The sequence below is a fragment of the Thermodesulfobacteriota bacterium genome (assembly GCA_040755095.1).
Classification (GTDB): Bacteria; Desulfobacterota; Desulfobulbia; order Desulfobulbales; family JBFMBH01; genus JBFMBH01.
Genome location: JBFMBH010000130.1, coordinates 1 through 12,625, shown reverse-complemented (window position 1 = coordinate 12,625; position 12,625 = coordinate 1). Strand labels below are relative to the sequence as shown.

10 protein-coding genes are annotated in these 12,625 nt (G+C 69.2%); all 10 read right to left on the bottom strand.

Features of this window, described 5'->3' with window-relative positions:
- Positions 1 to 440 (bottom strand): epoxyqueuosine reductase QueH (locus tag AB1634_16050; GenBank protein MEW6221026.1); only part of this gene is annotated, 440 nt, incomplete at its 3' end.
- A complete protein-coding gene (locus AB1634_16045) occupies positions 437 to 2,053 on the bottom strand; it encodes a sigma 54-interacting transcriptional regulator (GenBank protein ID MEW6221025.1) in 1,617 nt (538 codons plus the stop codon). The genes AB1634_16045 and AB1634_16050, both read right to left, overlap by 4 nt.
- A gap of 346 nt (positions 2,054 to 2,399) precedes the next feature.
- On the bottom strand, positions 2,400 to 3,092 hold the full coding sequence (gene bioD, locus AB1634_16040; GenBank protein MEW6221024.1) for a dethiobiotin synthase: 693 nt from the start codon (positions 3,090 to 3,092) through the stop codon (positions 2,400 to 2,402).
- Complete coding sequence (locus AB1634_16035) at positions 3,089 to 3,868, bottom strand: methyltransferase domain-containing protein (protein MEW6221023.1); 780 nt, start codon at positions 3,866 to 3,868, stop codon at positions 3,089 to 3,091. The genes bioD and AB1634_16035 overlap by 4 nt, the downstream gene beginning before the upstream one ends.
- Before the next feature lie 56 nt (positions 3,869 to 3,924).
- On the bottom strand, positions 3,925 to 4,305 hold the full coding sequence (locus AB1634_16030) for a response regulator (protein MEW6221022.1): 381 nt from the start codon (positions 4,303 to 4,305) through the stop codon (positions 3,925 to 3,927).
- Positions 4,306 to 4,355: 50 nt separating this feature from the next.
- Entirely contained in the window at positions 4,356 to 5,183 is an 828-nt protein-coding gene (locus tag AB1634_16025; GenBank protein MEW6221021.1) for a pentapeptide repeat-containing protein, read from the bottom strand.
- A 44-nt stretch (positions 5,184 to 5,227) separates the two neighbouring features.
- Positions 5,228 to 6,418: a diguanylate cyclase gene (locus AB1634_16020; protein MEW6221020.1), complete on the bottom strand. Its 1,191-nt coding sequence runs from the start codon at positions 6,416 to 6,418 to the stop codon at positions 5,228 to 5,230.
- 179 nt (positions 6,419 to 6,597) lie between these two features.
- The gene (locus tag AB1634_16015; protein MEW6221019.1) at positions 6,598 to 7,239 is read right to left on the bottom strand and encodes a response regulator; all 642 of its coding nucleotides are present in this window, start codon (positions 7,237 to 7,239) and stop codon (positions 6,598 to 6,600) included.
- Positions 7,229 to 10,555 (bottom strand): PAS domain S-box protein, encoded by a 3,327-nt coding sequence (locus AB1634_16010; GenBank protein MEW6221018.1) that lies wholly within the window; start codon positions 10,553 to 10,555, stop codon positions 7,229 to 7,231. The genes AB1634_16015 and AB1634_16010 overlap by 11 nt, the downstream gene beginning before the upstream one ends.
- A 301-nt stretch (positions 10,556 to 10,856) precedes the next feature.
- Positions 10,857 to 12,410: a putative metal-binding motif-containing protein gene (locus AB1634_16005; GenBank protein MEW6221017.1), complete on the bottom strand. Its 1,554-nt coding sequence runs from the start codon at positions 12,408 to 12,410 to the stop codon at positions 10,857 to 10,859.
- Between the last annotated feature and the right edge of the window lie 215 nt (positions 12,411 to 12,625).

The window sequence follows — 12,625 nt, the reverse complement described above, 5'->3', positions numbered from 1 at the left end:
TGCTGCCAGCCAGACCGAAAATCCTGGTAGAGAAAGGGCACACCGAAGCGTGCCGCCGCCGCTTCCCCGGCCGCCCGAATCGCCTCGTGCTTCTGGTAGCGGCTGTAGAGGAGGGTGCTGGTGAAGGCCTCGGCGGCCATGGCCCGGGCCCGGGCCGCGGCCGCCTCCAGGCGCAGGCGGTAGCAGATCAGGCAGCGCTCCTCCTCGTGGAAGACCACCGCCCGCAGAAACGCCGTCAGGCCGTAGCCGGCCCCGTACGCCATGGGCAGCTCCCGGGCCTGCGCCACGGCCTGCACCGCCTCCAGGCGGCGCTGGTACTCCAGATAGGGGTGGATGTTGGGATTGTCGAAAAAACCGGTGACTGTCCGGCCTTCGGCGCGCAAGCGGTCCAGGGGATAGAGGGTGCAGGGGCCGCAGCAGACGTGCAGGAGCAGGGTCACCGCCCGCCCCCCCCGCCGCGGCCGGGGCCGGCTGCCCGGTCCACCTTGAACAGCCCCGGATCGATGGCGTACTTGTGGATCTTGTAATTGATGATCCTGAGGCTGGTGTCCAGGATGGTGGCCGCCCGGGTCTGGTTGCCCCGGGCCTCTTTGAGGGCATCGATGATGAGCTCCCGCTCGAAGGCCTCCACGGCCGCCGCCAGGGAGGCGCGGGAGCGATCGGGCAGGGAGGCGGCGCTTTGCAGGGTCGGGGGCAGGTGGTAGCTCTTGATGGTGTCCTCGTCGCAGATGAGCACCGCCCGCTCCATGCAGTTCTGCAGCTCCCGGACATTGCCCGGCCAGTGGTACTGGACCAGGAGGTCGATGGCTGGGGTGGAGATGCGCTGGATGGATTTGCCGTTCTCCTCGCTGTACCGGGCCAGGAAATGCTCGGCCAGGAGCAGGATGTCGGTGCGCCGGTCTCTGAGGGGCGGCAGGTAGATGGGAAAGACGTTGAGCCGGTAGTAGAGATCCTCCCGGAAGCTGCCCTGGGCCAGGGCCTGCTCCAGATCCTTGTTGGTGGCGGTGACCAGCCGGACATTGCAGCGGATCGGCCGGACGCCGCCCAGGCGCTGGAATTCCCGGTCCTGGATCACGGACAGCAGCTTCACCTGCACCGCCAGGCCGATGTCGCCGATCTCGTCCAGGAACAGGGTGCCGCCCTCCGCCTGCTCGAAGCGGCCAATCTTCTGGCTGTGGGCGCCGGTGAAGGCCCCCTTCTCATGCCCGAACAGCTCGCTTTCCAGAAGGGTTTCCGGCAGGGCCGAGCAGTTGACCACCACGAAGGGCTTGGCGGCCCGGCCGGAGTTGTAATGGATGGCCCGGGCTACCAGGGTTTTGCCGGTGCCGCTCTCACCCCGCAGGAGCACGGTGGCGTTGGAGCCGGCCACCCGGTGGATCATCTCGAACACCTCCTGCATGCGGCTGGACCGGCTGACGATGGAGCTGATCTCGTATTTTTCGGACAGCTCCCGCCTGAGCTGGGTATTCTCCACCCGCAGCCGCTCCTGCTCGGCATTGACCGCCTGGATGCGGACCACGGTCTGGGCCACCAGGCCGGAGACGATGGTCAGCAGGCGCAGGTCCCAGGAGAAGTCCAGCTGCTCCTCGTAGAGGCGATCCACGGAGAGGGCGCCGATGGTCTGGCCGCCGTGGCGGATGGGCACGCACAGGAAGGAGAGGTCCCGCCGCTGCCGGACATCCCCCCGGGAGCGGGTGCGGTTGAGGAACAAAGGCTCGTCGCTGATACGGGGGACGACGATGGGCTCGCCGGAGGCCACCACCCGGCCGGTAATCCCTTCCCCCACCTTGTATTTGCCCCGGCGGCGGGCCTCGGCAGACAGGCCGGTGGCCACCTCGATCTCCACCTGGCCGGTGACCGGGTTCAGGATGGTGACCGTGCCGTTGGCCAGGCCCTTCTGGGCGGAAAGGATGCCCATGGCCTCTTCCAGACACTGGCGCAGATCCATGGACGCCGCCAGGGCGCGGGTGATCTCATAGAGGCAGGCCAGGTCGGCGGTCTCCCGCGGGGGGGCGACGGTGGCCTCAGGGGTCGGGGTCGGGGCGGCGGGCATGGGGGATGTCCTGGCCGATGGGGGGCAACGGCCGTTGGGCCGCCGCCTGGTCGGGGCATGCGGCGGGCGAGTCGACACTGGCATCTGGCCGCAGGCGGCCAAGGCTCCGGGATTTATCCTCCACCAATAGCGCATCCGGTGCGGTTTCGCCATGGAAAAGCGGTCGATGGCTTCCTGCGCAGCCATCCATCATGGCCCGCTTCTTTTCGTGCTCTCAGTGCCCCGGTGACTTCCCCGGTGACCGGTGAAGTCCACCCCTCCGTCCCCTCGGGCCGCCAAAGCGTCTGGATGAAGCAGCCCACGTCCTGGCGAAAGGTTGGCTGCCGCAAGCCGAAGATGAGATCACTCATCGCTCGGACCCCAGGGCTTGAAGGATCCGTTGGCCGATGGGGGCGAAGGCCTGGTCGGCCGCTGCCTGGGCGGGGCAGGGTGGCAGGCGTCCCAGTACCGGCACCTGGGCGAAGGCGGCGACGGTGCGGGGATTGTCCTCCGCCAGGAGCGCATCCGGGGCGCTTGGACCATCGGAAAAGACCAGACCCAGGATGGGCACCTGGCGCCGCCGCAGGGCCTCCACCGTCAACAGGCTGTGGTTGATGGTGCCCAGGCCGGTACGGGCCACCACCAGGGCAGGAAGCCCGGTTTCGGCCAGGAAGTCGGCCAGGAGCAGATCCCGGGTCAGCGGCACCAGACAGCCGCCGGCGCCTTCTGCCACCAGGAAGGGAAAGAGGCGACCAGCCGCGGCCAGGGCCGCGTGCAGCCGGGCGGGCTCGATGGTGGCACCGGCCTGCTCCGCGGCCAGATGGGGCGAAGCGGGCAAAGGAAAGCTGTAGGGGGCCAGGGTCCGCTCCAAGGCCGGATCCTGAGCGAGACCGGCGGCGGCCAGAGCAAAGGCCAGATCCTCGGATCGGGGAGCGCCGGTGCTGACCAGCTTCAGGTAGCCGGCCTCCCAGCCTTGGGCCCGGAGGAAGCGCACCAGGAGGCAGGCCACGAAGGTCTTGCCCACGCCGGTGTCGGTACCGGTGACCACGAGGCCTCTCACCGCCGGGCCTCCAGGAGGACCAGCTGAATGGTCACCCGGCAGCCGCCGCGGTGCTCCAGGAGCCAGGCATCCAGGTCGGCCAGGAGCCGGCGGGTCAGGATCAGCGGTGGCGGTCCGCCGCCCCGGGTGCCGGTAGCCTTTATGTGGCGCATCAGGTGCAAGGTCGACGGATAGGTCTCCTGCCAGGATCGCTCGGTGACTCGGGCTCCGGGCAGAGCGGCCGCAAAGCAGGCGGCAACCGCAGCCGGGGTCGGGAAGGCCTGGGCCGCCACGGGAATCGGCCGGCCGCACACCGCCTCCAGGGCAGCGGCCAGCTCCTGGAAGGTGCGGGGGCCAAAGAGGGAGGCAGCCAGCACCCCGCGCCGGCGGAGGCGGCCAGCCACCAGGCGGGCGCAGCGCGGAAGATCGGGCAGCCAGTGCAAGGTGGCGTTGGCGGTGATGAGGTCGAAGCTCTGGGCCGGCGCGGCAAGAAAGTCCAGGGCATCGGCCAGGATCAGCCGCACCCGGGGCTGGTGCGCCAGGCGGGCTGCCGCCTGCACCAGCATGGCCGGGGAAAAGTCCAGGGCATAGAGGTCGCTCGCCGGGAAACGGTCGGCCAGAAGGGCGGTGTAGCTGCCGGTGGCGCAGCCCAGCTCCAGCACCCGGCCGGGTGCAAGGCCAGCAGGCAGGGCTTGCAGGAGCTGGCTGGCGGTCGCCGCCTGCACAGAGGCGAAGGTGTCGTAGCTGGCCGCAGCACGGGAGAAGCTCCCGGCCAGGCCCGTGACGCCGGTGGTCATGGCGAGAGGGAAGATGGGGTCGTCAAGGCTGGCTGGCGTTGCCGGTCAGGGCCAGGTCAGGGAAAGACGCTTCTGATCTTGTCGGCCAGGATCTCGGGGGTGAAGGGCTTGACGACGTACTGGCTCACCTTCTCCTGGATGGCGGAGATGATGTTATGCTCCTGGCCCTCGGCGGTGATCATGATGAACGGCAGGCGCCGGAGGGACGGATCGGCCCGGACCTTCTTGAGGAGCTCCAGGCCGGTCATGGTCGGCATGTTCCAGTCCGACAGGACGAGGTCAAAGGGCTCCTGGCGGAGGCGCTCCAAGGCTGTGAAGCCGTCGTTGGCCTCGTGCACATTGGTGAAGCCCATGGCCTGGAGGTTGTTTCTGAGGATGCGGCGCATGGTGGCAAAGTCGTCCACCACCAGGATCTTCATGGCCGTATCGGCGGGCATCAGGATCGAGTCTCCCGTCAAGAAGGTGGCGTGCGGGTCTTGGGCCGGGCTCAACTGCCGCCGCTGGCCGGCGTTCCCCGGGCATCCTCCATCTTGGCCCCCCGGGTCTTGGCCCGGTCGAGCAGGATGCCGTCGATCTCCGCCGCCGCCAGATCCGCTGAATAGAGATCGGCCCCCCGGAAGTCGGCCTTCCGGCAGTTGGCCCGCCGCAAGGAGGCATGCTGGAGGCTGGCCTCCTGGAAGTCCGCCGCCTTCAGATAGGCACCTTCCAGGTTGGCCCGCATCAGGCTGGCGGCGCGGAAGCTGGCCTCACCCAGGAACGCCTTCTCCAGGAGCGCCCGGTGCAGATCCGCCTCCTGGAACCGGGCGCCCTTGGCGTAGACCTTCTTGAGATTGGCCGCCACCAGCTGCGCCTTGTCCAGGATGGCCCCGGCCAGGTCCGCACCCTCCAGATCCGCCCACTCCAGATCGGCACCGGTCAGATCGGCCTGCCGCAGGGAGGCCCGGACCAGACAAGCCTCCTTCAGCTCCGCACGGACCAGGTGGACGGCCGTCAGGTCGGCGGTCTCCAGGTTGGCCGATTCCAGCTTGGCGCCCTCCAGGCGGCCACCGGCCAGGTTGGCACCGAAGAGCCGGGCCCAGGTCAGCCGCGCCTCGGACAGGTCGGCCCCTTCCAGACGGGCATGGGTCAGATCGGCCCCTTCCAGGTCGGCACTGGGCAAAGAGGCCTGCCGCAGGTCCGCCCCGGTGAGATCGCAGCCGGGGCAGGCCCGCTGAGCCTGCAGGCGGGCCACGTCGTTGGGATTGAAGGCCAGGGCCCGCTCCGCGGCCAGGAGGCCGACGGCGAGCAGGATGGCAAGAAGAAGGTGGGTGCGCATGGCTGGCAGGTGGGGACGTCGACGGCAGCGGCCGGCTGGCGGGCTCAGTGCAGCCGGGCCTCGTCGGTCCCGAGCACGGGCTGGTCCCGGTGCTGCTGCATGTAGCGGGCGATGGCGGTCTTGACCGTCCGGTCCATCTTCACGAAGGAGGCGGCGATGGCGTACCAGTCAGGGGCTGCCTCCTCGGCCCGCAGAACGGTGCCCACCACCACCAGAGGCAGATCCCGGTCGATGGGGATGGTGAGCTGGATCCGGGATCCGGGCGCCAGAGCGCTCTTGGTCTCGAAGAGCACGCCGCCCATGCTGATATCCCGGCCCCGGGGGGCCACTGCCCGCCGCTCCCGGCGGTCCAGGCTGCGGACCCGCAGCGGCCCGGCGTAGGGCACCCGGTGATGGCGGCGCCGGTGGTCCAGGCTGTCGCCGGCACCGAGAACCCGGTTCTTGCCCGCGGCCTTGGCGTCGGCCAGGGCCAGATCGGCCAGCCGAATCAGCTCGGTGGCCGAGGTCAAAGGGGGCGGCAAGGCGGCGACCCCACCGCTGACCGTCACCTGCAGCTGATGGCCGTCCGTGGCCAAGGCGATGGCGGCCACCTGGCGGCGGATCCGCTCGGCCAGGCACAAGGCATCGGCCTCCCCGGTCTCGGGCAGGACCAGAACCAGCTCTTCACCCCCGTAGCGGCCGGCGGTATCCTCCTCCCGCTTCTCGGCCAGGATGGCCGAGGCCACCTCCCGGAGCACCTGGTCACCGGCCTGATGGCCGCAGGTGTCGTTGATGGCCTTGAAGTCATCCAGGTCCAGGAGGCACAGGGCCAGCTCCTTGTCATGACGCCGGGCCCGGGCCACTTCCCGGGCCAGGGCTTCGTCGAAGCACTGCCGGTTCAAGAGGCCCGTGAGGCCATCCAGCCGGGAATCCCGCATCAGCCTCTGGTAGAGCTCGCTCTCCACGAGCATGGGGCTCTTCAGGCCTGGCTGGCCGCTCAGAAGATGCTCGCAGACCGCGGTATGGAGGCTCACCGGCCGGCCCAGGCCCTGGCTCATCTCGGATTTGAGGGCGCGGATGGCGGTCCAGGCGGCCAGGGCTGGCTCGGCCTCCAGATGGAGACCGGCCATGGCCTGGAGGATGGCCTGACAGGCCGGGCCACCATGCCGGGCGACCAGGGCGTCCAGGCCCTCGGTGCGGGTCTCATCATCGTTGGCCTCCAGGCAGGTCAGGACTGCCTGCGGAATTCGGTCCATGAAGCCCTCCCCCACAGCATAAAGCCCAAGTCGGAAATCCGGGCAGAGCGCAACCCGCTGCTCGCGCCAACAGCCCGAGCAGCGCTTGCACAAGGGCATGATCGCTCAGGATGTTTCCTACTCGGCACCGGGGAAGAAGTCAAGGTGGAAGTTGCCTGCCGGCGGCCGGCAACGCCTCGTCAGCCGTTGTCGGGAAAGAGGTCGGGGTAGAGCTTCCGGACACAGTCCGGGCAGATGCCGTGGGAGAAATCGGCCTCGGAGTGGTCCCGGATGTAGCATTCGATCTGCTGCCAGTATCCCTGGTCGTCCCGGATCCGCTTGCAGCTGGCGCAGATGGGCAACAAGCCCGACAGGAGCTTCACCTTGGCCAGGGCCGCCCGCAGCTCGACGAGCAGGGTCTCCCGCTCCTCCTGCAGGGCCCGGGCCTGCCGCCGGATCTCGACGGCCTCTGCGCACTTGCCCAGCACGGCCAGAAGCCTGTCCGTCTCCACCGGCTTGAGGACGAAGCCGTCCACACCCGCGTCGATCGCTGCCAAGAGGTTGGCGGTGTCGCTGTGCGCCGTGGTGACGATGATCTTGGCCCCCCAGTCCAGGCGCTTGATGGCCTGGGCCATGGCGATGCCGTCCAGGTGCGGCATGCGGATGTCGGTCACCACCAGCTCCGGCCGGTGCGCCTGGTACAGGCTCAAGCCTTCCAGGCCGTCGGCAGCGGTAAGGAGCTGCGACACCCGCCGGCCCAGGAAGCGGGCCAACTCCTGCCGGGTGCCAGGCTCGTCCTCCACATAGAGCACCGAGATGGCAAAGACAGGGCTATCCGGCATCGGCTGCCTCCTGGCATGCCGCCGGCAGCGGCGCGGCCGGCAGCTGGATGGTGAAGACCGCCCCGGCTTCGGAGCCTTCCGCAGTCAGGGTGCCTCCCATGTGCTCCTCGATGATGACCCGGGACAGGTAGAGCCCAATGCCGGTGCCGCCCAGGCCCGGGCCCTTGGTGGTGAAGTAGGGCTCGAAGATCCGGTCCATGATGGCCGCCGGGATGCCGCCGCCGTTGTCTGCCACCTGGATGGTGAGCCTGGTGGGGGTGCGGGAGAATTCGAAGAGGATGCGGCCGGTCTCGCCGGCAGCAAAACCGCCCCGCCGGGCCTTGGCGATAATGGCGTCCTTGGCATTGTTCACCAGGTTCAGGAGCACGTGCTCCAGCTCGTTGCGGAAGCCGGTGACGGTCTTGGCCGGGCAGGCTTCGATGGCGGCGACGGTGTCGAAACAAACGCCGTGGGTGTGGCAGACAAAGGCGCAGCGGATGCCGTGGGCCGCCAGCTGGGCGGAAAATAGGCTGACCACCTCCCCGGCGGCGGCCATGGCGTCAAAGACCTGGCGCTCCTTGTCCGGCAGAAAGAAGCCGCGGAAGTCGTCGATGGTGCGGGACATGTGGCGGACCTGGGCCAGGGCCTTGTCCGTGGTCTCGTCCAGGAGCGCCTGATTGAGCTCACCGAACTGCCAGGCATCCCGGATGTTCTGCACGCACAGCCCCAGGGTGTTCAGGGGCTGGCGCCACTGGTGGGCGATGGCGCCCAGCATCTCGCCCATGGCCGCCAGCTTGGACTGCTGGACCAGAAGCTGCTCGTGCTTGCGGCGACCGGCAATCTCCGCCTCCACCCGCCGCTCCAGGTTGGCGGTGAGGTCTTCCAGCTGCCGGGTCTTGTCGAGAAGCGCCCGCTCCGCCTCCAGGCGGCTGGTGACGTCGTGGACGATGGAGTAGAGAACCGTGCCGCCCTCCCAGGTCGCCGGCCCGGAGTAGACCTCCACCTCCCGGATCGAGCCATCCGCCCGGCGGTGCTGGAAGCGGAAGAGGTGGCGCTCCTCGGTGTGGGCCCTGGCCATCTCGGCCTGCACGGTTTCCGGTGGCAGGGTGTTGATCTCCATGACGGTCATGGCGCGGAGCGTCTCCCGGCTCCAGCCATAGAAGACGGCCGCCGCCGGGTTGGCGTCGACGATCCGGCCCGTTGCCGGGTCGATGATCAGGGACACCACGTGCAGGTTCTCGAACAGGCTCCGGAAGCGGGCCTCACTCTCCCGCAGCCGGTCCTCCATGACCTTGCGCCGGGTGATGTCCCGGGAGATGCCGGTGAGGCCGACGGCCTTGCCGTCTGGTCCCAGGAGGTAGGAGGTGGAGATCTCGGTCCACACCGTGCTGCCGTCCTTGGCCGGATGGGCCACCTGCCGGATCGGGCCCCGGGGATTGGTGCGGCCGGCGGCGAATTCCGCCACCGCCTGCCCGATCCAGGTGCGGGCCGCAGCCAGGGACTCGGGGGTGAACACCGTCGCAAAGGGACGGGCCATGATCTCCTGCGGGGTGAAGCCCAGAAGCTGCGCCACGGAGGGGCTGATATAGGTGAAGCGCATGGTGGCCAGATCGATCCGCCAGGCCACATCCGAGGAGTTCTCGGCCAGCAGCCGATACTCCTCCCGGCTGGCCGCCAGCTGCCGGGTCCTTTCCTGGACCCGTCCCTCCAGCTCGACATTGAGGGCCTGGATCTCCTGAAACTGCCGCCGGAGCATGGCTGCCATGTCCTGGAAGCTGGCCAGGAAGAGCCCGGCCTCGGCCACATCCGGCTCCGGCCAGGGGATCGGCGCGCCGGCGGCCACCCGGGCCGGCAGGTCCCGGGAGATGCCGGCCAGGGTCGCCAAGGTGGCGACCGCCCGGCGGCTGGTGAGCCAGGCCACGGCCATGGCGCCCAGGAGGAGGGCCAAGAGCTGGGCCAGGTAGCCGGCATAGCGGTCGCGGACCTCCTGTTGGAAGGGGGCGATGGGCTGGTCCAGCATCAGGGTCCATTCGGCAAGGCTGCCGATGGGGTATTCGGCCACGTAGAAGGCATGCTGCCAGCGGCCCGCTACCGGGGCACTCTGCCTGGCCCGTGGCAGCCAGGCGCGCAGGCCTGCGGCCAGAACGATCGGCTCGCCCTCGCCCCGGGCAAAGTCGGTCATGATCGCTGCCCCCGGCCGGTTGCTGGCGATGATGTGGCTGTGCCGGTCCACGAGGGCGAAGAGCAGGCCGGGCAGGGAGTGGGCCTGCACGTTCACCGCGATGCTCTCCTTCATCCGCTCCAGGTCGAGGGCGCCGCCGATGAAGCCGGCAAAGGCGCCATCCCGCAGCACCGGCGCCAGCACCGCGGCGATCGGCCGAGGCGCGCCCACCCGGGCGAGCATGGTCTCCGAGAGCATGGGCTGAAGTCGCCCCTTGAGAATCGGCAGGTAGGACCGGTCCGAGAAGTGGAGGCCCAGGCTGGTCTGGCCCAGCTCGTCCGTGAGCGGGGCAAAGGCGATGCTCACCGCCGTCTCGTCCATGAGGCCGAGGAGCACGAAATCCGGGTCCTCGATCAGGACCTCCTCCAGGCGGCTTTGCATCTGTGCTGTTGGCAAGGTGGCGGCCAGGGCAGCCAGATGGACGACGCGGCGGCGGTGGGCCTCCAGTTGGGCCTCGACGCTGGTGGCCACCCGGCGGCAGACCAGGTGGAAGGCGCCCTGCACCGCCCGCTCCATGCGCCGGACCTCGTTTCTTGACTGCAGGGCCACAAGCAACAGGGAGGGGGTGAGGAGAAAGAGCATGAGGAAGTTGAACACCACCTCCCGGAAGGCGGGTGGCGGCAGGCCCAGGCGGCGGCCGACCGGCAGGAAGGCCAGCCGGGCGGCAACCGTATTGCCGACGCCGTTCAGGGCTCCCTTGAGGGCGATGATCGTGGCGTCGGTGGCCGGCATTCCCATGACGCCCCCATGGGCGAGGAGCAGAAGGGGCATGCCCAGGCCCAGCCAGAACAGGGTGTCGGCCACGACCAGCTGCACCCCCCGGCGCCAGAACAGGAGGCCCACCACCGCGGCCTCGGCGGTCATGGTCACCATCGCCCAGGGGTGGCCCCAGTTGGGCCAGGTGATGCTGCTGGCCACCAGCCCGGCCGCTGCCCCCCAGCCCGGGCCCAAAGCCTGTACCGCCAGCATGGTGAAGGCGCTGCCCCAGACCAGCTCGATGCCGAAGAAGAGCTCGCAACCGAGGGCGTTGCCCGCCAGGCCGGCAGCAGCCAGGAGCAGCAACAGGGGCAGGGGGCGCCTGATCCGTCCAGGCTCGGCTTCGGCAGCGGCGCTCATGGCCCAGGACTCCGTAGGCTCCGGGGGGCGGCGGGTGGCATCTTTGCCGGGTGCGGCCCGGAGCAGCGGGGCCCTTCTGGCCAGGAGTCCGGTGCACCCGCCGGCCAACGACAGGATGGCGCTATCGTAGCACGGGACCAGGTCGGGCCGGGGGAAAAAGCTGGGGCCGCCAGGCCGGCAGCCCGGCCACGCCGCAGCGGATGATTCCGCGCGGAGAAAGAAAAAGGCCCCGGAACGGTCCGGGGCCCTGGTGTTGGCGAAGGGAAGGCTGTCGGGCGCCTGGCGAGGCGCCGGCCAGACGCTACTGCCGGGAGCGCTGCCTCTCTTCCTCCCATTTCTCTTCCACAAACCGTTTGGGCAGGACGACACTCTGGCAGGACGCCTGATCCTCGTCCGCATCGCCATCCTCCAGCAGCGCCTGCCAGGTGATGACGCCGGCCCGGGTCGGGGTGTAGGTGAACTGCAGGGTCTTGCGGCCTTTGCCGGGCTCGTCGAAGACCTGCACGCCATCGGCGGGGGTGACCGGGATGGCCACCTCGCCCTGGGTGCCGGACATCTTCAGCACCGCGCCGGGATCGGTGTCGCCCTGGTTCTGGATGCTGACCCGCAGCTTGATGGGCGCCCGGTCCTGCCGCTCCTCGCTGCTGCGACCCCGGCGGTGGTCGCCGCCCTTTCGGGGATCCACGATCGCGTAGCTGGTGCACCGGAACTTCTCGATGACGTAATCGGTCAGCACGGTGGGCCGGCAGGCGGGATCGGCGGTGTCGGCTAAGCCGTTGCAGTCGTTGTCGAAGCCATCGGTGCAGGCTTCGCCAGCACCGGGGAAGACGGCAGGGCTGGCATCATCGCAGTCCACCGGGCCGCAGTCGCCGCCATCGGCAGCAAAGCCATCGCCATCCTGGTCGGTGCAGCCGGCCGGGCAGCCGATTGCTGCCGGATCAGCGGCATCGATGAGGCCGTTGCAGTCGTTGTCCAGGCCATCGGTGCAGGTTTCGACCGCGCCGGGATAGACGGCGGCGCTGTTGTCGTTGCAGTCGGCCGGGCCGCAGTCGCCGCCCTCGGCGGCAAAGCCGTCGCCGTCCTGGTCGGTGCAGATCGGCGGACAGCCGGCGGCGGCCGGATCAGCGGCATCGATGAGGCCGTTGCAGTCGTTGTCCAGGCCGTCGGTGCAGGTTTCGACCGCGCCGGGGTAAGCCGCGGCGCTGTTGTCGTTGCAGTCGGCCGGGCCGCAGTCGCCGCCCTCGGCGGCAAAGCCGTCGCCATCCTGGTCGGTGCAGACCGCCGGGGCCACAACCGTAAACGCGTTGGTGGCGACGATCTCCTCGCCATGGCCGGGGTTGTTCGGATCCGGGGTCCAGTCCGGGCCGAAGAAGCCGCTGCTCCGGTCAAAGTCATTGCCGTACCAGGAGGCAGCGTAGGTGTAGGTGCCGGGAGCCGCTGGTGCTGCCGCGGTCAGGCGCACCGGACCCGGGAAGGCGTCGCCGTTGCCGCAGCCGGCGTCCGGCAGGGACGGGTTGTCGCAGGGCCCGGAGCTGGTGGCCACCCGGTTGCCCGCCTCGTCGTAGAGCAGGACGCGGACCCAGCCGGGCCGGTAGCCGCCGGTGACCGCGACCACCATGGCCTCGCCCGGGGCGTAGCTGGTCTTGTCGGTGGTGGCGGTAAGGTTAAGCCGGCTGGCTCCGCCCGAGGCCCGGACACCGTGGTAATGGCAGCCGGCACAGGAGGCCGAATCGTCGGAATGGCAGGGCAGACAGTTGCCGGTGAAGTAGCTGGAAACGGCACCGGCCTCCGCGGCCAGGAAGCCGGAGGCAACGGCGGCCACCAGCAGTGAAGCAAACGTGGCATGCTGACGCATGGGATCTCTCTCCCTCAACAGGTGAATGGGCATGGCGGGCGGGCGGCGGCCAGGACCCGCGTCCTGGTCTTTGCCCGCATCGTATTGATCACCGATTTTCGCGGACCCTGAAATCGTCACTCAGGGATAACATTCTCGCCTTGGGGAACCCTTGTAGATGCTGTCGTGGAGCCATTGAAGCGAATTTCGCCGCTCTTATATCGTTATTGAGTATG

Excerpts from the sequence above, each read along its gene's own strand:
- AB1634_16045 (MEW6221025.1), bottom strand. The coding sequence starts at position 2,053 with ATGCCCGCCGCCCCGACCCCGACCCCTGAGGCCACCGTCGCCCCCCCG.
- AB1634_16035 (MEW6221023.1), bottom strand. The coding sequence starts at position 3,868 with ATGACCACCGGCGTCACGGGCCTGGCCGGGAGCTTCTCCCGTGCTGCG.
- AB1634_16030 (MEW6221022.1), bottom strand. The coding sequence starts at position 4,305 with ATGCCCGCCGATACGGCCATGAAGATCCTGGTGGTGGACGACTTTGCC.
- AB1634_16025 (MEW6221021.1), bottom strand. The coding sequence starts at position 5,183 with ATGCGCACCCACCTTCTTCTTGCCATCCTGCTCGCCGTCGGCCTCCTG.
- AB1634_16020 (MEW6221020.1), bottom strand. The coding sequence starts at position 6,418 with ATGGACCGAATTCCGCAGGCAGTCCTGACCTGCCTGGAGGCCAACGAT.
- AB1634_16015 (MEW6221019.1), bottom strand. The coding sequence starts at position 7,239 with ATGCCGGATAGCCCTGTCTTTGCCATCTCGGTGCTCTATGTGGAGGAC.
- AB1634_16010 (MEW6221018.1), bottom strand. The coding sequence starts at position 10,555 with ATGAGCGCCGCTGCCGAAGCCGAGCCTGGACGGATCAGGCGCCCCCTG.
- AB1634_16005 (MEW6221017.1), bottom strand. The coding sequence starts at position 12,410 with ATGCGTCAGCATGCCACGTTTGCTTCACTGCTGGTGGCCGCCGTTGCC.